Source organism: Rhizobium pantanalense (genome assembly GCF_030182525.1).
In the GTDB taxonomy this organism is placed as follows: Bacteria; Pseudomonadota; Alphaproteobacteria; order Rhizobiales; family Rhizobiaceae; genus Rhizobium.
This window is the reverse complement of sequence record NZ_JAQJCH010000005.1, coordinates 149,500-168,479: the sequence shown is the minus strand read 5'-3', so window position 1 is coordinate 168,479 and position 18,980 is coordinate 149,500. Positions and strand designations below refer to the sequence as shown.

The window sequence follows — 18,980 nt, the reverse complement described above, 5'->3', positions numbered from 1 at the left end:
AAGCACCAGCTCCAGAACGGTGTTCAAGCCCGCAGTTCTGGACTGCCGATATCAGAACTGGTTGGCGATGCCAAACCGGAAATTCTCAGTCTTGTCGTAATCTTCCTTCAAGACCGGCACGGCGTAGTCAACGCGGATGACACCGAACGGCGACGACCAGATCAGACCGGCACCGAGCGATGCGCGGATCGAACTGTCATTGTGAAGCGTATCGCCGAAGAGATTCGCCTTGTTGCCATAGAGCGTGCCTGCATCGGCGAAAGCTGCGATACGCAGACCGATATCCTGGGGAACGCCCGGCATCGGCATGCTCGCTTCAGCCGAAGCGGTGAAGTAGGTGGTACCACCAAGCGGATCGCCATGAGACGAACGCGGACCGATACCAGCATTCTCGAAGCCGCGGATTTCACGGCCGCCGAGCGTGAACTGATCGAAGACGTTCAGCTTGCCATTCGTCGGCATCACGTAGCCGGCACCCACCGTCAGCGAGCCGATGATATCGGCTTCGTCGCTGATCATCTGGTAGTAACGAGCCTTACCGCTCAACTTGTAGAAGTCGGAGTCGCCGCCGAGACCCGCAAACTCATGCGTGAACTTAGCAATGATGCCTTCACGCGGAAGGTTCTGATCGTCCAGCGTGTTATAGGTGAAGGTCTGCGAAACCGTCGACTGCACCCACGGGCCGTTCTCAACGAGGTTGAGATACGGAGCCGAAAGATTGTTCTGCCAATCGTTCGTGCCGTCATAAGTCAGGCGCTTGTAGTTGTAGCGCAGAGTCGTTGCCAGGTTCTCGGTGATCGGCGCGGTGACGCGCAGCGAGAAGCCTTCTTCCGAATAATCGTAGTAATCGTCGCTCGACGTCTGGTTCTTGAAGATATCGAAACCGGCAGCCAGACGATAACCGAGGAAATAAGGCTCGGTGAACGAGATGTTGTAGGTACGATTGCCTTCCGTACCGGCACCTGCGGCGAGACGGATGTACTGACCGCGACCGAGGAAGTTCTTTTCTTCAACCGAAGCTTCCAGAAGCAGGCCGCCATTGTTGCCGACGGCGTAACCGGCACCGATACCGAAGGAGCCCGTCGGCTGGTCTTCGACGTTGACGATGACGATGACGCGGTCCGGAGCACTGCCCTGAGCCGTCGAGATATCGACCTTGGTGAAATAGCCGAGCGCGTCGAGGCGGCGCTTCGCGCGCGTAATCATTTCCTGGTTGAAGGCATCGCCTTCGTTCAGGTCGAACTCGCGGCGGATGACGTAGTCGCGCGTGCGGGTGTTGCCACGGATTTCGATACGCTCGACATAGGCGCGCTCACCCTGGTCGACCAGATATTCGATGCCGATGGTGTGGCCGGACAGATCGCGGTTGCCGCGCGGCGTGATGCGGGCGAACGGATAGCCGGCAGCCGCGACGCGCTTGGAAATGTTCTCGATCGAAGTCTGGATATCCTTGGCGCTGTAGACATCGCCCTTGTGAGTGATGACAAGACCTTTCAGCTCGTCGGCATTGATACCTTCGACGGTCGAGATGACGTTGATATCGCCGTAGGTATAACGCGGACCTTCATCGACGTTGAAATTCAGCGTGTACTCGTTGCTTTGCTCGTTCAGCGTCGCATCGGCACTGACGACGCGGAAGTCGGCATAACCGTGATTGTAGTAGAACTGACGCAGCTGATCCTGGTCGGCCTGCAGACGCTCGGGGCTGTAGACGTCCTTGCGCGTCAGGAAGGACAGGAAGTTGCTCTTCTTCGTGCCGATGACCGAAGCAAGGCGACCGCTGCCATAGGCCTGGTTGCCCGAGAAATTGATCTTATCGATCTTGGTACGCTCGCCTTCGTTGATGACGAAAGCCACGTTCAGACGGCCCGGCGCGACCTCGGCGGTCTGCGTCGTCACCTGCACATCGTTACGACCGATGGATGCATAGGCATCCTTGATGGTCTTGACGTCAGCCTGAACGGTCGCCTCGTTATACGGGCCGGCAGCGTGCGTCTGGACGATGCCCTGAAGCTTGTCGTCCTTGATCTTGCGGTTGCCGTTGAAGACCACGGCATTGATGAGCTTGTTTTCGCTGACCGATACAACCAGCGTGCTACCCGAAACGGTAATGTGGACATCGGAGAAATATCCGGTGGCATATAGCTGCTTCACCGAAGCATCAATGTCACTGGCGGAGAAGCTCTTGCCGGGCTTGATCGTGATATTGTCCCGAACGGCTGTCTCGCCGACGCGTCCAGCACCGCGAACGTCAACCCGCTGAATAACAGCTGCTTCAGCCACAGAAGCAGAGGCAAGGGTGATCACACCAGCGCCCGACGCAACAACACCTGCAGACAGCGCTACCGCCGACACTGCGTTCAAAAATTTTGAACCAGCCTTCATTTCACTTCTTACCTTTTTTCAATCGTCCCCAGCCCCGAGCGAACCCGATTCCGGCCACGTGTGTCGTTTTACCCGCTTTTGACATACAAGCAAGGGAGCACGTTAATTTCTGTTTACTTCATTTCAAAGCGTGGCCCATTCGCCACTACGGCTTTGAAACATCGTAAATAAATCGTAATTTTCCTCTCGTCGCCCCACTAGCCTATTCTGGAACTAATATCGTTCCAGGTCGCAAACACCATGAGCGAGAGCACCATCGCAAATCCAATCCGGAAAGCGATATCCTGCGCCCGTGCACCCAAAGGTTTTCCCCTTACGGCTTCAATCGCATAGAACATCAGATGCCCGCCATCAAGTACCGGGACCGGCATCAAATTTAATAACCCTATTGAAACAGAAAGTATGGCGGCGAACTGGAGCACTGCTGCAAAACCCAGGGTTGCCATCTGCCCCGAGAGTTGTGCAACCCGAATCGGCCCGCCAAGCTGATCTGCCTTCATGTAACCGCCAATGACGTTGCCGATATATTCGAAGGTGCCGGAAACGATGCTGCCGGTCTGTTTCACACCTTCGGTAAGAGCCTGCAGCGGCCCGTAAGCCTCGTAACGCAGCCTGATCGGCTTCTGACCATCGCTGATGCCGATCGTGGCAATCTCCGTCCGTGCGCCGAAGACATCGGTCTCCTCCGACTTTCTCGGCGTCACCGTTACGTCGCGGGTCTGGCCATTGCGCTCGATCGACAGCGCCATGGGCTTGTCGGCATGAGCAGCCGCATAACGCTGCACTTCGCCGATGGAGCCGATCTCTCGTCCATCCACAGAAAGAATGCGGTCACCGAGCTCCAAGCCCGCCGTCTGGGCCGGACTGTCGGCCCCGATCGACGCGATCAACGGATCAATCGGCGCGATGCCGATGCTGCCGACATCCTTCTTGTTTCCGGATGCGTCCGTATCCGTCAATGTCGTGGTCACGATCGGCAAATCGCGGATCACGCCATCGTGCTGGATGGTCAGCACGATGCTCTTGCCGGGGCGCTCGGCGATATAACGGCCGATATCGTAATAAGTCGCGGCATTATTGCCATCGACTGCAATCAGGCGGTCTCCCGCTTGCACACCGGCCTTTGCCGCCGGTCCGGCCGGCTCCACCGCCGTCACCACCGGATCGACGAGCGCGATACCGATACGGCCCATTTCCATCTTGTTACCGAACTGATCGGTGTCCTCGACCAGTTTCGGAACGATCCGGAAATCGCGATTCTGGCCGTCGCGGTCGACGGTCAGTATGATCGTGCGGCCCGGGCGCAGGCCGACATAGCGCTGCACTTCATCAAAAGTCGTCACCTTGTTGCCATCGACGGCAATCAGGCGGTCGCCTGGCTCAATGCCAGCCTCCGCGGCAGCACCGTCACGTGTCACCATGGCCACGACCGGATCGGCAACCGTGCGGCCGTAAACGCTGAAAAGGACTGCGAAAATCACAATGGCGAGCAGGAAATTGGCGACCGGTCCGGCCGCAACGGTTGCAGCCCGTTTCCAGAGCCTGGCTCCAGCGAAGGACTGGGCGCGCTCCTCCTCCGTCATTGCCGAGAGCTGATCCACATCGGTCTTGCTGGACGCGTCCTCGTCGCCGAAGAATCGCACGTAACCGCCGAGCGGAATGAGGGAAAGCTTCCAGCGCGTGCCGTGTCTGTCGGTAAATCCGGCAATCTCCGGCCCGAAGCCGATCGAAAAAGCCATGATGCGGATGCCGGACCAACGACCGACCAGATAATGGCCCATCTCGTGCACAAAAACGAGCAACGACAGCACAAAGACAAATGTGATGACGTTGTTCGTCAAGAAACCGATGAAGCCAGCCGCGCTACCCATGCAACGATCCTGTTCGTATTAGAGCGGTTCAGCTTTCACGGAAGCTCCGAACCGTTCCATCTTTCTGTTTTCTCGCAATTCCAGACGGAAAACCGCTGCGCAGTTTCCTAGAATTGCTCCAGTATCAGACCCCGAGCAGAACGCCGCCCAATGAAAAGGTCTCGCCGCTCATTGTCAGCGTTATTACGATAGCCAACAAAAACGCTGCAAAACAAGCAAAAATTAGTCCATCGACCCGATCCATCACGCCGCCATGTCCGGGAATCAGATGGCTGGAGTCTTTCACGCCAAACTTGCGCTTGACGAACGATTCGAACAGGTCGCCGATCTGACTGCAGACGGAAAGCACCAGGGCAAGGAGAGGAATCCACAGGTCTTCGGCTGAAAAGAAGCTCCAGACGACCGCCGTTCCCGCGATGACGGCCGCGATAGCACCGCCGATGGCGCCCGACCAGGTCTTGCCCGGCGATATGCTTGGCGCCAGCTTCGGCCCCCCGATAGCGCGGCCGACGAAATAGGCAAAGATATCCGTCGCCCATACCGTGGCAAAGACGAATAGCATCAGCACGAAGCCGCGAAAATCGTCATCGCGGATCTCGGCAAGGGCAATGGCCGTCAATCCGGAATAGAATATGCCGCCCGGCAGCCACCAGCTCTTTCCACGTATGGCGACCATGATCGCGGTAACGGCAACGAAGGCGGCCAAAACCTCGATGGAATAGACGGATTCACTCAATGCCGTCGCACCGGCTATCAATACGAGCCCAAGCCAGCCAAGCGCGTTTCCCTGAGGATCGCGGCCATGCAGATCCGATATCGTCGACCACTCATAATAGACGAGCAGACCGATCACGGCGGCGAGCAGACGAAAGCCTGAGCCGCCATACCAGGTGGCAGCAAGAACGATGACGGCGAGAATGATGCCGGAGATGATGCGCAGCCTGAGTTCGCGGCTCATCACGACCCCACGGCCGCCGCCTGCTTGGCGGAAAGGCCGCCGAAACGCCGGTCGCGCGCAGCATATTTCTCCAACGCTGAGAAGAAGAGCTCGCGGCTGAAATCGGGCCAATAGTCCGGCACGAACATGAATTCCGAATAAGCGGCTTGCCAGAGCAGGAAATTCGAAAGCCGCTCCTCGCCGCTCGTGCGGATGATGAGATCGGGATCAGGAATACCGGCGGTGTCCAGACGGGCATCGACCAGCTCCGGTGTGATATCCTGCGGGCGCAGCCGCCCGGCCTCGACATCCTTTGCAAGGCTGGCAAACGCACGCGTGATTTCGTCGCGCGAGCCGTAATTGAAGGCGATGACCAGCGTCAAGGCGGTATTGTTCCTGGTGGTCTCCTCCGCCTCGATCAGCAAGGGCAGGATATCACCGCGCAGGCCGGTGCGATCGCCGATGACGCGGATGCGCACATTCTGGCGATGAAGCTCGGCAAGGTCCCTCCGGATGAAGGCCTTGAGGAGGCCGAGGAGATCGCTCACCTCCGCCTCGGGCCGGCGCCAGTTCTCCGAGGAGAAGGCGAACAGCGTCAGATATTTTATGCCGATGTCGCCTGCCGCCCGCACCGTCTCCCGAACCGCCTCCACGCCCTTGCGGTGGCCCATGGTGCGCGGCAGACCGCGCGCATTGGCCCAGCGTCCGTTGCCATCCATGATGATGGCAACGTGTTCGGGTACGACAGAGAACGTAGGAGCTGACATATGGGTCCGGTTTCGTTCGGCGGAAAGATGCTCTGGCCTCATAATCTAGGGCGCAGCCGCCGCTTTCAATATTGCGAAAATCGAAAGCGCGACACTCCCCAGCATGCGATCAGACGTGCATGATTTCCTTTTCTTTGTCGGCTAGCAAGCGGTCGATTTCCGAAATCGTCTCATCCGTCATCTTCTGCACACGTTCAGAGAGAGAGCGGCTCTCGTCCTGACCGATTACGCCATCCTTTTCGGCCTTTTTGAGGCCATCCATGCCATCGCGGCGCACGTGGCGAATCGCCACCTTCGCCTTTTCGGCATATTCATGCGCGACCTTCACCAGCGAACGGCGACGCTCTTCGTTAAGTTCCGGTAGCGGGATGCGCAGGTTCTGGCCATCGACGATCGGATTGAGGCCGAGATTGGATTCGCGGATGGCGCGCTCGACGGCGCTGACCATCGATTTGTCCCACACCGACACAGTCAGCATCCGCGGCTCCGGCACGGTGATATTGGCCACCTGGTTCAGCGGCATGCGCGAGCCATAGGCTTCGATCGTCACAGGATCGAGGATGTTGGCGGATGCGCGCCCGGTGCGCAGTGAGGCGATGTCGCTCTTGAATGCAGCAATAGCGCCATCCATACGGCGCTTCAGTTCCTTGAGATCACTGGCTTCGCTCATGTCTATGCTCCCCTGTAATGAGGCGACACCGGGGCTGACCCGGCGTCACAGGAATGTCAGTTGTCTGATACGATGGTCTTGCGGCCGCCGCCGGTCAAGATTTCCGCGAAGCCGCCCTTCTCGTGAATGGAGAAGACGACGATCGGAATGGAATTTTCGCGTGCAAGCGCCACGGCGGCGACATCCATGACGGCCAGCCCCTTTTCGAGCACCTGACTATGGGTCAAATGATCGAAGCGCTCGGCATCGGGGAACTTCTTCGGATCGGCGGAATAGATGCCATCGACCTGAGTTCCCTTGAAGATCGCTTCAGCGCCCATTTCGGCGGCACGCAGCGCAGCTGCAGAATCGGTCGTGAAGAAGGGATTGCCGGTGCCACCGGCGAAGATGACCACGCGGCCGAGCGAGAGGTGGTAGAGCGTGGCGCGCTGCGAGAAGCTTTCGCAGATTTCCGGCATGGAGATGGCCGAGAGCACGACGGTATCGATATTGAGCTTGCGCAGCGAGGTCGCCAGCGCCAGCGCATTGATGACCGTGCCGAGCATACCCATGTGGTCGCCGGTCACGCGGTCGCCGCCCTTGGAGGCCACGGCTACCCCGCGGAAGATATTGCCGCCGCCGACCACGACGCCGACTTCGACACCCATAGCGCGCGCCTGTGCGATATCACCGGCAATCCGGTCGGCGACGGTGACATCGATACCAAAACCCTGGCTGCCCATCAGAGCTTCACCAGAGGCCTTGAGCAACACGCGCTTGTAGATCGGCTGGGACATCGTAGCTCCTTGAAGTGATCACCGGGGGAATGATTGTGAAAGCCGGATACACGAAGGGCACCGCGTTGTCACGCGATGCCCATACGTTTTCCCTGATATGGTTTCACCAAACCGAGATATGTCTCTTTTCGACCGTGCTTTTCCGCACCTCTTCAAATTGCGGAAAAGCCCTATCGTTTTGTTTCCTTACGCATTCCGAACGGAAAACCGCTACGCACTTTTCCTGGAAATGCTCAGATCAGCCCTTGGCGACAGCTGCAACTTCTGCAGCGAAGTCGCTTTCTTCCTTCTCGACGCCTTCGCCGAGCAGCAGACGGGCCATGCCGGTGATTTCGATCGGGGCGCCGGCGGTCTTTTCAGCTTCCTTGAGGGCAGCACCGACCGTCAGGTCCGGATTGATGACGAAAGCCTGCGAGAGAAGAGCGACTTCCTCGAAGAACTTACGCATGCGGCCTTCGACCATCTTTTCGATGATGGCTTCCGGCTTGCCGGATTCGCGGGACTGTTCGATGAAGACGTTGCGTTCGCGCTCGGCGACGGCGGCGTCGACTTCTTCGGCGCGGATGGCCAGCGGGTTGGTAGCAGCAATGTGCATGGCAATCTGGCGGCCGATCGACGTCAGAACAGCCTTGTCACCGACCGACTTCAGGGCGACAAGAACGCCGAGCTTGCCGATACCGTCGCCGGCGGCGTTATGGATGTAGGTCGCCACGACGCCGTGCTCGACTTCCAGCTTGGCGGCACGACGGAGCGTCATGTTCTCGCCGATGGTAGCAATCGCGTCCTTGATGGCGTCGGCGACCGGCTTGCCGGATGCGGGATAGGTCGCAGCCGAAATGGCTTCGACCGTGCCGTCAGTGGAGAGCGCAACTTCGGCGATGCCGCGAGCGAGGTCCTGGAAGGCGTCGTTGCGGGCAACGAAGTCGGTTTCGGAGTTGAGCTCGACGACAACGGCCTTGTGACCGGCGCCGGCAATGGCGATCAGGCCTTCAGCGGCGGTGCGGCCGGACTTCTTGTCGGCCTTGGAGATGCCCTTGGCGCGCAGCCAGTCGATCGCGGCTTCGATATCGCCGTTCGTCTCGGTCAGCGCCTTCTTGCAATCCATCATGCCTGCGCCAGACTTTTCGCGCAGTTCTTTCACCAATGCAGCCGTAATCTCGGTCATAAGCTTCCTCTTGTCGGTTCATACGGTGCGGCAAGCGGCATAAAGCCGAAGCGGCACCGATTTGAGGGACGAAATGTACCCGTAAGTATGACAGCGTTATGAAGCCGCGTCATACTCTGGAATTCTTGATTGGAACAGGCCCTGCTCTACTGCCCGGGCCATGCGCTCCTTGAAACAGAACAAGGCCGCTCGAACTCCTTGAAGTCGCAACGGCCTTGTCCCGGATGTCAATACGCTCGGGCGGACAGGATTGCGTCCGCCCTTGGGCGCGATCAGGCTTCGGTGCCGTCCGCCAGGGTCGGCTCGACCGGAGCTTCTTCGGAAGCGCCGAGGTCACGGCCCGATGCGCTCTGCTGGCGAGCAATGCCGTCGATGGCAGCACGCGAGATCAGATCGCAGTAAAGAGCGATGGCGCGCGAAGCGTCGTCGTTGCCCGGGATCGGATAATCGATCAGGTCCGGATCGCAGTTCGAGTCGATGATGGCGACGACCGGGATGCCGAGGCGCTTGGCTTCGTCGATCGCAATCTTTTCCTTGTTGGTGTCGATGATGAACATCAGGTCCGGCGTGCCGCCCATGTCCTTGATACCGCCGAGGGCCTTGTCGAGCTTTTCGCGCTCACGCTCGAGGTTCAGACGTTCCTTCTTGGTGAAGCCCTGGGCTTCGCCGGAGAGGATTTCATCGAGCTTGCGCAGACGCTGGATCGAGTTGGAGATCGTCTTCCAGTTGGTCATCATGCCGCCGAGCCAGCGGGCGTTGACGTAGTACTGAGCCGAACGCTTCGCGCTGTCGGCAATCAGTTCGGACGCCTGACGCTTGGTGCCGACGAACAGAACGCGGCCGCCGCGGGCAACGGTGTCGCTGACAACCTGTAGAGCGCGGCTCAGCATCGGAACCGTCTGGGCGAGGTCGATGATGTGGATGTTGTTACGATCGCCGAAAATGTACGGCTTCATCTTCGGGTTCCAGCGATGCGTCTGATGGCCGAAGTGAACACCTGCTTCGAGAAGCTGGCGCATAGAAAAATCGGGCAATGCCATGCCTTTGTATCCTTTTCCGGTTGAACCTCCGCAAGGCGAACAGCATCCTCTTCGAGAATGCCACCGGGCGGAAAAATCCGGATTTCTCCCGGACAATCCCATGCCTTACGTGTGGAATGCGGGTGGCCATACATTCGATTCGCTTGGAATGCAAGGCTTGAGGCTCAAAATAGCCGATTCTTATCTCGATCCGTTCTCAATCCGTCCCGCAGCAGGCTACTGACATGCCTTCGCACCGAGAACTTCAAGCTTGGTGAGCTTGCCGGTCAGCACGAAGTCACCATAATCCATGGTGAGGTCGCGCGTGATGCCGTTCTCGTAGAGTTTAAAGGACATGCGGTAGACGGGCATGGCATCGCCCGCGGACTTTTCGTTGAAATAAGCCACGGTCACCGGCCAGAAAGGCGTCTTGGAGAAGGCGCCAGCCTTTTCGGCATCGGGATCGTCCGTGGCCGGCATCTGCTCCTTGCCGACGACGGTGGTCGCGATCAGCGGCTTGTCGCCGTCATCCGAACCATCAAAAACCTGTGCCTCGAAGAAATTCTTGCCGAGCTTCGCATTGTGGATGATGTCGAGCATATGCTCCGTCGGGAAACGGCTCTCGATGATCTGGACCTGCTTGTTGTGCGGCTGGGTGAGATCGACCTTGATGCCCTTCTGGTCGTCGCTTGCCGCACCGCGCACATCCTTGTCGAGCTGGTTGTCGGTATAGGATTTGGTCTCGAAGCGGAACAGGCGCTTGCCGAGATCCTCGAAAGTCGTCGTCTGCTGGTCGCTGACTCGGGTGGAATCGCCGGTGTCGATCTTCGTCACGAAGCGGAAATTGGTGGTGAATCCGGTGCAATCGGAGCCTTCGAACTCATAGACCATGCGGCCGACCATGCCGGAAATGCCGGAGCGATCGGAGGCATCCTTCAGTTCGAGATCATAGACCGCGCGATGCGCGATCAGCCCGCTCGGACCGGCCGCATGGGCTGCCGAAACCGCCAGCGACAGAATGCTCAGGCCCGAAAAAACGGTAGCAGCAAGACTCGAGCGGAACATTCATTATCTCCTGTTGGACTCACACGCGATGTTATAAGAACGCTTTCGGCTGAAACGAGGCTGCCGATCCTAAGTGACCGAATTTAGTCTTGATGCCGGATTTTTGAAGTTTTTACAACAAAACGGGAGATGAAAATGTCCGACGCTATCGAGAGCCGCTTAAAGGAACTCGGCATCGTTCTGCCGCAGGCTGCAGCACCTGCCGCCAACTACGTTCCCTATGTCATCAGCGGCAATCTTCTCTATCTGTCGGGCCAATTGCCGATGGAAAATGGCAAGATCGGCGTGACAGGCCATCTCGGTAAGGACGTCGACGTCGCGGCGGGAAGCCGCGCGGCCGAACTTTGCGCCATCAACATTCTCGCCCAGGCGAAAGCTGCCCTCGGCGGCGATCTCGGCCGGATCAAGCGGCTGATCAAGCTCAACGGCTTCGTCGCCTCGACGCCCGATTTCGTCGAACAACACCTTGTGATCAACGGGGCCTCCAATCTTCTGGCAAACGTATTAGGCGAAGCCGGCAAGCACGCCCGCGCCGCCGTCGGCATGGCCGCCCTGCCGCTCAATGCCGCCGTTGAAATTGACGCCATTCTGGAAATTGCATAATGAGCAAGCTTACCTGGTTGACCGAGCGTCCCGTCGCTCACCGCGGCTATCATGACATGAACAGGCAAGTCTGGGAGAATACACTCTCGGCCTTCAGCCGCGCTATCGAGGCGGGTTTTGCCATCGAATGCGACCTGCACTACGCCTCGGACGGTGTTCCCGTGGTCTTCCATGACGACGATCTCCAGCGCGTCTGCAATCTGCCGGGCGAAGTGCGCGAGCGCACCTCGGCCGAGCTCGGGCTGCTGTCGGTCGGCGGTACCAAGGACAAGATCCCGACACTGAAGCAGCTTCTGCACCTCTGCGACGGCAAAGTGCCGCTGGTGCTGGAGCTGAAAGGGCGCGAAGGCGATGACGATGGCTTCGCCGAATCCGTGATCGAAGTGCTGGAAGGCTACAAGGGGCATGTGGCGCTGATGAGCTTCGACCGCTGGCTGCTCAAGGACCTCAAGACACTGGAAGCGCCCTACCCTGTGGGACTGACGGCTGAAGGAAACAAGCCTGAGACGTTTTTTCAGCATGACGAAGCCATGCATCTTGGGCTAGACTTCATCTCGTACTTCTACGGCCACCTGCCGAACCCCTTTGTTACGGCGCAACGCCAGCGCGGTATTCCGGTCATCACCTGGACCGTGCGCGACGAAGCGGCCCGCAAACATACATTTGCCAATGCAGACCAGATGACCTTCGAAGGTTTTGATCCGCGCCTGGCCTCGTAAATCGGCATCGATTGAAGAAGAGGCTTTGCGCATACCCAAATTGCCGCTGCGCCGACAGTGCGCCCTTCGGGCGGATGGCGCAGCGGTGAGAGCCCTTCTTTCCTTCCAAGCGCAAGAGTTTGATGACAGACGAATTATCCATTCGAGTCGAACGATCCTTCAAGAATATCGCCCCGGAGAGCTGGTCGAAGCTGGCCGGAGCGTCCAGAACCGGCAGAATCCTGCCCTACAATCCCTTTGTCTCGCACGCCTTCCTCTCATCGCTTGAGGAGTCCGGTTCCGCCACCGACAAGACCGGCTGGCTCGGCAATCACCTGCTACTGGAAACCGAAAGCGGCGAATTGCTCGGTGCCGTCGTGGGCTACCTAAAGAGCCATAGTCAGGGCGAATATGTCTTCGACCATGGCTGGGCCGATGCTTTCGAGCGTGCCGGCGGCCGCTATTATCCGAAACTGCAATGCTCTATTCCCTTCACGCCCGCCACTGGGCCGCGCCTATTGGTTGCCGAAGGGCAGGACCGAAGCGCGCTGCAGCCGGCGCTCGCCGAAAGCCTGAAAGAAGTCACTCGACAGCTCGGCGTTTCCTCGGCGCATATCACCTTCCTGCCGGAAGACGAGGTTTCGGTTTTCGAAACCGACGGCTATCTGCATCGCACCGACCAGCAGTTCCACTTCATCAACGAGGGCTACCTCGATCACGACGCGTTCCTGGAGACACTGGCATCGCGCAAACGCAAGGCGCTGAAGAAGGAACGGCGTGCGGCGGTCGAGCACGGCATTACCATCGACTGGCTGACCGGCAGAGACCTGACGGAAGGAATATGGGACCAGTTCTTCGCCTTCTATATGGATACCGGCAGCCGCAAATGGGGCCGCCCCTATCTCACCCGAAAATTCTATTCGCTGATCGGCGAGCGCATGCCCGACGACATCCTGCTCGTCATGGCCAAGCGCGAAGGACGTTATATCGCCGGCGCCATCAACTTCATTGGCGGCGAGACGCTCTACGGTCGCCATTGGGGCTGCATCGAGGATCATCCCTTCCTGCATTTCGAGGTCTGCTATCATCAGGCGATCGATTTTGCGCTGAGCAAAGGCTTGAAGCGCGTGGAAGCCGGAGCACAGGGCGAGCACAAGCTGGCGCGCGGCTATCTTCCCGTCATCACGCATTCCGCGCATTATATCGGCCATCAGGGCCTGCGACGCGCCGTTGCTGATTACCTGAAGCATGAGCGGGAGCAAGTGGAAGAGATGAGCGAGATCCTCACCGAGCACAGCCCCTTCCGCAAAGGCGAACGGCAGGATATCTAACGGTTCGCAACAACTATAAAAGCAAGACGAGGAGACACTGGATGACCAGCCCCGCCTATGACGACAACAATATCTTCGCAAAGATCCTGAAAGGCGAGATCCCGTCTTACCGCGTCTATGAGGACGAGCACACCGTTGCCTTCATGGATGTGATGCCGCAGTCGCCTGGCCACACGCTGGTGCTGCCGAAGTCACCTTCCCGCAACATCTTCGACGCCGATCCGGCTGCGTTGCAGCACGCAATCACTGTGGTACAAAAGATCGCCGTCGCCGTTCGGGAAGCCTTTGATGCCGACGGCGTCTATATCGCGCAGTTCAACGAGCCCCCCGCGGGACAAACCGTCTTCCATCTGCATTTCCACGTTATCCCGCGCATCGAGGGCGTCGCGCTGAAGCCGCATTCGGGCAAGATGGAAGATGGCGCGGTGCTGGCGGAAAACGCCCGGAAGATCATCGAAGCGCTGGCCTGATGGGCTGAGTTCCTCGAGTCATTCCTGAGGCTTTCTTCATAACCATATAAAAACGGCTGCATTATCCCTAATGCAGCCGTTTCATTTTTCTCAAATCACCGATCGGTGATTACTTGCGCGGAACCTTCGGAACCGTGCCACCGCCCTTGCGCGGCGACTTGCCTTCGGACTCGTCGCTTTCGCTCGAAGTGGAGGCCTTGGCCGAGCGGCGGCTGTCGGCTGCCGTTGCAGCCTTGCCGACGCGGCTTCTGGCCTTGACGGTGGTATCGCCGTCATCCTCTTCCACTTCGGCCGGCACATCGCCCACTTCGGCTTCCGGCTTCGGCCGGATCGGAGCGGTGTCGGCGATCGCCTCGAGCAGGATGCCGGTCGAGCCGTCTTCCTTCTTGCCGACGGTGACGTTGACGACGCCGCCCTTCTTCAGCTTGCCGAAGAGGATTTCGTTGGCCAGCGGCTTCTTGATGTTTTCCTGGATGACGCGCGCCAGCGGACGAGCGCCCATCTTGTCGTCGTAACCCTTCTCGGACAGCCATGCGATGGCGTCCTCGTGCAGGTCGAAGGTAACGTTCCGTTCGGAAAGCTGCGCTTCCAGCTGCATGATGAACTTCTGCACGACCTTGTGGATAACGGTCGTCGGCAGCGGCGCGAAGGGAATGACAGCATCCAGACGGTTGCGGAACTCCGGGGTGAACAGGCGGTTGAGCGCCTCTTCATCCTCGCCCGTACGCTTGGACGAGCCGAAGCCGATCGCGGCCTTGGCCATTTCCGAAGCGCCCGCGTTGGTCGTCATGATCAGGATGACGTTGCGGAAGTCGATCTTCTTGCCGTTGTGGTCGGTCAATGCGCCATGGTCCATGACCTGCAGCAGGATATTGAAGATATCCGGATGCGCCTTCTCGATTTCGTCGAGCAGAACCACACTGTGCGGATGCTGATCGACGCCGTCGGTCAGGAGACCGCCCTGGTCGAAGCCGACATAGCCGGGAGGTGCACCGAGCAGACGGGAAACCGTGTGACGCTCCATGTATTCCGACATGTCGAAGCGCAGTAGTTCGACGCCGAGCGACGAGGCAAGCTGCTTGGCGACTTCGGTCTTGCCGACGCCCGTGGGGCCGGAGAAGACGTAGCAGCCGATCGGCTTGTTCGGTTCGCGCAGGCCGGCACGTGCCAGCTTGATCGAGGTCGAAAGCGCTTCGATAGCCGTATCCTGGCCGTAGACGACCGAACGCAGTTCCTGTTCGAGGTTGGCGAGAACCATCTCGTCATCCTTGGAAACCGTTTTCGGCGGAATGCGGGCCATCGTCGCAATCGTCGCTTCGATCTCCTTTTCGGTAATCAGCTTGCGGCGCTTGGACGGCGGCAGCAGCATCTGGGCGGCACCCGTCTCGTCGATCACGTCGATCGCCTTATCCGGCAGCTTGCGGTCGGAGATATAGCGAGCCGACAGCTCGACAGCCGTCTTGATGGCGTCGTTCGAGTAGCGCAGGTGGTGATACTCTTCGAAATAGGGCTTCAGGCCCTTCATGATTTCGATGGCATCCTCGATGCTCGGCTCGTTGACATCGATCTTCTGGAAGCGACGGACGAGTGCCCGATCCTTCTCGAAGAATTGACGGTATTCCTTATAGGTAGTCGAACCGATGCAACGGATCGCGCCTGAGGAAAGGGCGGGCTTCAGCAGGTTCGATGCATCCATGGCGCCGCCAGAGGTGGCGCCTGCACCGATGACGGTGTGGATCTCGTCGATGAACAGCACGGCGCCCGGATACTCTTCGAGCTCCTTGACGACCTGCTTCAGTCGCTCTTCGAAATCGCCGCGATAACGCGTGCCGGCCAGCAGCGTGCCCATATCGAGCGAGAAGATCGTGGCATCGGCCAGCGCTTCGGGAACCTTGCCCTCGACGATGCGCTTGGCAAGACCTTCGGCAATCGCCGTCTTGCCCACACCAGGGTCGCCGACATAGAGCGGATTGTTCTTCGAGCGACGGCACAGCACCTGGATGGTGCGGTTGACCTCGGAGTTACGGCCGATCAACGGATCGATCTTGCCGTTCTTGGCCTTCTCGTTGAGGTTGACGCAATAGGCCTTCAGCGCGTCCTGCTGCTTCTTGCCATTGCCCTCCTCCTGCTCGCCGCGGGAGGTCGGCTTGCTTTCGGATTCGCTTTCCTCGGCGCCGCGCGGCGTGCGGGTCTGGGAGGAACCCGGGCGCTTGCCGATGCCGTGAGAGATATAGTTGACCGCGTCGTAGCGGGTCATTTCCTGCTCCTGCAGGAAGAAGGCCGCATGGCTTTCCCGTTCCGCGAAAATCGCGACGAGAACATTGGCGCCCGTCACTTCCTCGCGGCCAGAAGATTGCACATGGATCACGGCACGCTGGATGACACGCTGAAAGCCGGAAGTCGGCTTCGAGTCCTCATCGTAACCCGTGACCAGGTTGGAGAGTTCATTATCGACGTATTCAGTCAGAGTCTTACGGAGCGCGTCGAGATCAACATTGCACGCGCCCATGACAGCTGCGGCATCGGCGTCGTCTACCAGCGCCAAAAGCAGATGTTCCAGCGTGGCATACTCGTGATGCCGCTCGTTCGCGTAGGTCAGTGCCTGATGCAGCGCCTTCTCAAGACTAGGCGAAAATGTTGGCACGTTCAGATCCTCACTTCTTTTCCATAACACATTGCAGCGGATGCTGGTGCTGCCGGGCAAAGTCCATCACCTGGCTCACCTTCGTTTCGGCTACTTCATATGTATATATCCCGCACTCGCCCACGCCGTGGTTGTGGACATGAAGCATGATGCGGGTGGCACTTTCGAGATCCTTTTGAAAGAAACGCTCCAGGATATGGATCACAAAGTCCATGGGCGTATAGTCATCATTCAGAAGCAGCACGCGGTATAGATTGGGTTTCTTGGTTTTGGGCTTGGTGCGCGTAATCACCGAGGTCCCGCGATTTCCGTTGTCCCCGTTCCTTTCGCTATCGTTTTGCATCCGGATCGGCTCAGCGATCATTTCATTCATTCCTCAAATCATCCGGCAGAAGCTATCGCATTCCGACTTGGCACTGGGGTTGGGCACTGGGTTGGTTTCTTCACTTGGTCGGGCCGGATATCCGAACCTCTAACTTAGTTCATATTGGCGTGATTTTAAGCCCCTTGCTGGACACTGCAATCACAATTCGCTGACAAAGAGGGCTGCGGTCAAAAAAGTCGCTGCATATCGCCACGTCCGGTTCGGCTCGCCAAAACGCAAAAGACCGGCCACGCATCGCGCAGCCGGTCCTTCCGGAAATTTTGCCTTTCGGCGAAAGTTTAAGCGGCAGTCGCCGTTGCCGTTGCCTTGCTGGCGGCCTTCGTCGCAGCCGCGACCGGCGCTTCGTAAGGCTTGTAGGCAGTCTTAGCGAGATCGGCATACATTTCGCCGAGCTTGGTGGCTTCGGCAATGAAGTTTTCGTAGGAAGACTTCACATAGCTGCTCTGCAGTTCGAAGGCAGCTTCGAAGCTCTTGACGCCGGCGAGCGTTTCGAAGTGTGCAACACCATCCTGGAAAGACTTCTTGGAGTATTCAGCAGCTTCGGCAGCAATTGCCTGAAAGCCCTTGGTGACATCGGAATAGCTCTTCAGCGCCGTGTCCATGGCTTCCTTGCCCTTCTTGTTCGCTTCATCGAAATTGAACATGCTTCTCCGTCCCTTGTTGGCCGGCCGGCGGCCGGTTTACAGGGATAAAGGTTAAATGCGACGCACAATTAGTCAAGTAGTCTTGTGCATCGCAATATCCCCTTTCGGTTGCATTTTGAATGACAGCGCGGGGTCGAGAATAATGGGTGCGCCCCATCATTCTGTTTTTCCTAATATATATCATCGGGCCTGCAACCACAGGCTTTGATTAAAATATTGGCATTTGGTCAGAAAGAAGCCGCAAGCGATCAGAACGGCGGCGGAATGATCAAATTGGCAAACGTCAAAGAAAAAGGCCGTATTTCAATGAAATACGGCCCGAATATTCGATCACTATAAGAGATTGATATAATCAGAGATCGACGTCCAGAATGGCCATCGAGAAATTATAGGAGCGGTCGCCATCTTCGTCGTCGATATAGACGACACCCAGAAACTCTTCGCCGAGATAGACTTCCGCAGAATCGTTCTTGCGCGGGCGGGCTTTCACCACGACCTGCGGATTGAACGTGCGCTTGAAATAGGCGTCGAGCTTCTTGATTTCTTCAGGCTTCACAATGCTTCTCCGTGAGGATCTCTGTTGGCCGCTTCTTGCATAGGAAAAGCGGCGGTGTAAAGACCGGACCCGCGCATAGCTATCCAACGGCAGCGCAAGCCTCGGAAAATCGGACTGGAATTTCCTAGATTCCTGCACCCATGATCTGGTCAACGATCAATTGCTCGGCGAGCAGCTGATCCATCGAACGAGAGGGCTCGGAACACCCTGCTTCTCCGACCACCTTGGCCGGAACACCGGCAACGGTCGTCTTGGCGGGCACCTCCTTCAGCACCACGGAGCCGGCGGCAATGCGCGAGCAATGGCCGACCTGGATATTGCCGAGGATCTTGGCCCCCGCACCGATCAGGACGCCGTGGGCGATCTTCGGATGGCGGTCGCTGCCTTCCTTGCCGGTGCCGCCGAGCGTGACCCCGTGCAGGATCGAGACGTTATCGCCGATCACAGCCGTTTCGCCCACGACAAGGCCGGTCGCGTGATCGAGGAAGATGCCCTTGCCGATGCGCGCCGCCGGATTGATGTCAGTCTGGAAAACGCTGGAGGAGCGGCTCTGCAGATAGAGCGCGAAATCGCGGCGGCCGCGATTATGGAGCCAATGCGCAAGCCGGTGCGTCTGCAGCGCATGGAAGCCCTTGAAGTAGAGCACGGGCTCCAGGAACCGCAGGCACGCGGGATCGCGATCATAGACGGCCTGGATATCGACGCGCAGAATCGATCCCCATTCCGGCCAGTCGACCAGCATTTCTTCAAAGGTCTGGCGCAGGAGAATGGCCTGCATGTCCGGATGGTCGAGCCGCTCGCAGATGCGATAGATGACGCATTCTTCCAGCGAACGGTGATTGATGATCGTCGAATAGAGGAAGGCGGCAAGGAGCGGGTCCTTTTCGGCAGCGGCACGTGCTTCCTCGCGCATGCTGTCCCAGATCGGGTCCATGACCTTCACTGCGCCCAAGCCTTCTACCTGGCGAATATCCGTTGCTGCGACCATTGGCGG

18 protein-coding genes are annotated in these 18,980 nt (G+C 58.4%); 4 read left to right on the top strand and 14 right to left on the bottom strand.

What is annotated here, in order from left to right:
* Nucleotides 1–51 precede the first annotated feature (51 nt).
* The 9 genes from bamA to PH558_RS14880 all read right to left on the bottom strand — a co-directional run bounded on the left by bamA (nt 52) and on the right by PH558_RS14880 (nt 10,655).
* Nucleotides 52–2,385: an outer membrane protein assembly factor BamA gene (gene bamA, locus PH558_RS14920; protein WP_069612093.1), complete on the bottom strand. Its 2,334-nt coding sequence runs from the start codon at nt 2,383–2,385 to the stop codon at nt 52–54.
* 197 nt (nt 2,386–2,582) lie between these two features.
* The gene (gene rseP / locus PH558_RS14915) at nt 2,583–4,256 is read right to left on the bottom strand and encodes an RIP metalloprotease RseP (RefSeq protein ID WP_285205101.1); all 1,674 of its coding nucleotides are present in this window, start codon (nt 4,254–4,256) and stop codon (nt 2,583–2,585) included.
* 124 nt (nt 4,257–4,380) lie between these two features.
* Complete coding sequence (locus PH558_RS14910) at nt 4,381–5,214, bottom strand: phosphatidate cytidylyltransferase (protein ID WP_095434806.1); 834 nt, start codon at nt 5,212–5,214, stop codon at nt 4,381–4,383.
* Entirely contained in the window at nt 5,214–6,002 is a 789-nt protein-coding gene (locus tag PH558_RS14905; RefSeq protein ID WP_285205100.1) for an isoprenyl transferase, read from the bottom strand. Before PH558_RS14905 ends, PH558_RS14910 begins: the two co-directional genes overlap by 1 nt.
* Nucleotides 6,003–6,069: 67 nt before the next feature.
* The gene (gene frr / locus PH558_RS14900) at nt 6,070–6,630 is read right to left on the bottom strand and encodes a ribosome recycling factor (protein WP_095434804.1); all 561 of its coding nucleotides are present in this window, start codon (nt 6,628–6,630) and stop codon (nt 6,070–6,072) included.
* 56 nt (nt 6,631–6,686) lie between these two features.
* Nucleotides 6,687–7,406: a UMP kinase gene (pyrH, locus tag PH558_RS14895; RefSeq protein WP_069612088.1), complete on the bottom strand. Its 720-nt coding sequence runs from the start codon at nt 7,404–7,406 to the stop codon at nt 6,687–6,689.
* Between the two features lie 238 nt (nt 7,407–7,644).
* Complete coding sequence (gene tsf / locus PH558_RS14890) at nt 7,645–8,571, bottom strand: translation elongation factor Ts (protein WP_069612087.1); 927 nt, start codon at nt 8,569–8,571, stop codon at nt 7,645–7,647.
* Nucleotides 8,572–8,843: 272 nt separating this feature from the next.
* On the bottom strand, nt 8,844–9,611 hold the full coding sequence (rpsB, locus tag PH558_RS14885; protein ID WP_047633284.1) for a 30S ribosomal protein S2: 768 nt from the start codon (nt 9,609–9,611) through the stop codon (nt 8,844–8,846).
* 216 nt (nt 9,612–9,827) lie between these two features.
* Entirely contained in the window at nt 9,828–10,655 is an 828-nt protein-coding gene (locus PH558_RS14880; RefSeq protein WP_285205099.1) for a cell envelope integrity EipB family protein, read from the bottom strand.
* Nucleotides 10,656–10,790: 135 nt separating this feature from the next.
* On the opposite strand from PH558_RS14880, the gene PH558_RS14875 reads away from it, so the two are divergent.
* The 4 genes from PH558_RS14875 (at nt 10,791) to PH558_RS14860 (ending at nt 13,757) form a co-directional block, all read left to right on the top strand.
* Nucleotides 10,791–11,258: a RidA family protein gene (locus PH558_RS14875; RefSeq protein ID WP_095434801.1), complete on the top strand. Its 468-nt coding sequence runs from the start codon at nt 10,791–10,793 to the stop codon at nt 11,256–11,258.
* On the top strand, nt 11,258–11,977 hold the full coding sequence (locus PH558_RS14870; RefSeq protein WP_285205098.1) for a glycerophosphodiester phosphodiesterase: 720 nt from the start codon (nt 11,258–11,260) through the stop codon (nt 11,975–11,977). Before PH558_RS14875 ends, PH558_RS14870 begins: the two co-directional genes overlap by 1 nt.
* 122 nt (nt 11,978–12,099) lie before the next feature.
* A complete protein-coding gene (locus PH558_RS14865; protein ID WP_285205097.1) occupies nt 12,100–13,287 on the top strand; it encodes a GNAT family N-acetyltransferase in 1,188 nt (395 codons plus the stop codon).
* Between the two features lie 41 nt (nt 13,288–13,328).
* The gene (locus tag PH558_RS14860; protein WP_113409208.1) at nt 13,329–13,757 is read left to right on the top strand and encodes an HIT family protein; all 429 of its coding nucleotides are present in this window, start codon (nt 13,329–13,331) and stop codon (nt 13,755–13,757) included.
* A 109-nt stretch (nt 13,758–13,866) separates the two neighbouring features.
* Here the strand turns inward: PH558_RS14860 and clpA are convergent, their stop codons facing one another.
* The 5 genes from clpA to cysE all read right to left on the bottom strand — a co-directional run bounded on the left by clpA (nt 13,867) and on the right by cysE (nt 18,974).
* Nucleotides 13,867–16,401, bottom strand: coding sequence for an ATP-dependent Clp protease ATP-binding subunit ClpA (gene clpA, locus PH558_RS14855; RefSeq protein WP_113409209.1), 2,535 nt, complete (start codon nt 16,399–16,401; stop codon nt 13,867–13,869).
* Nucleotides 16,402–16,411: 10 nt separating this feature from the next.
* Nucleotides 16,412–16,765: an ATP-dependent Clp protease adapter ClpS gene (clpS, locus tag PH558_RS14850; protein ID WP_095434796.1), complete on the bottom strand. Its 354-nt coding sequence runs from the start codon at nt 16,763–16,765 to the stop codon at nt 16,412–16,414.
* Nucleotides 16,766–17,064: 299 nt separating this feature from the next.
* A complete protein-coding gene (locus tag PH558_RS14845) occupies nt 17,065–17,430 on the bottom strand; it encodes a phasin family protein (protein WP_095434795.1) in 366 nt (121 codons plus the stop codon).
* Nucleotides 17,431–17,782: 352 nt separating this feature from the next.
* On the bottom strand, nt 17,783–17,986 hold the full coding sequence (locus tag PH558_RS14840) for a DUF3126 family protein (protein ID WP_015339784.1): 204 nt from the start codon (nt 17,984–17,986) through the stop codon (nt 17,783–17,785).
* Nucleotides 17,987–18,110: 124 nt separating this feature from the next.
* The gene (gene cysE, locus PH558_RS14835; protein ID WP_113409210.1) at nt 18,111–18,974 is read right to left on the bottom strand and encodes a serine O-acetyltransferase; all 864 of its coding nucleotides are present in this window, start codon (nt 18,972–18,974) and stop codon (nt 18,111–18,113) included.
* Nucleotides 18,975–18,980: the final 6 nt, after the last annotated feature.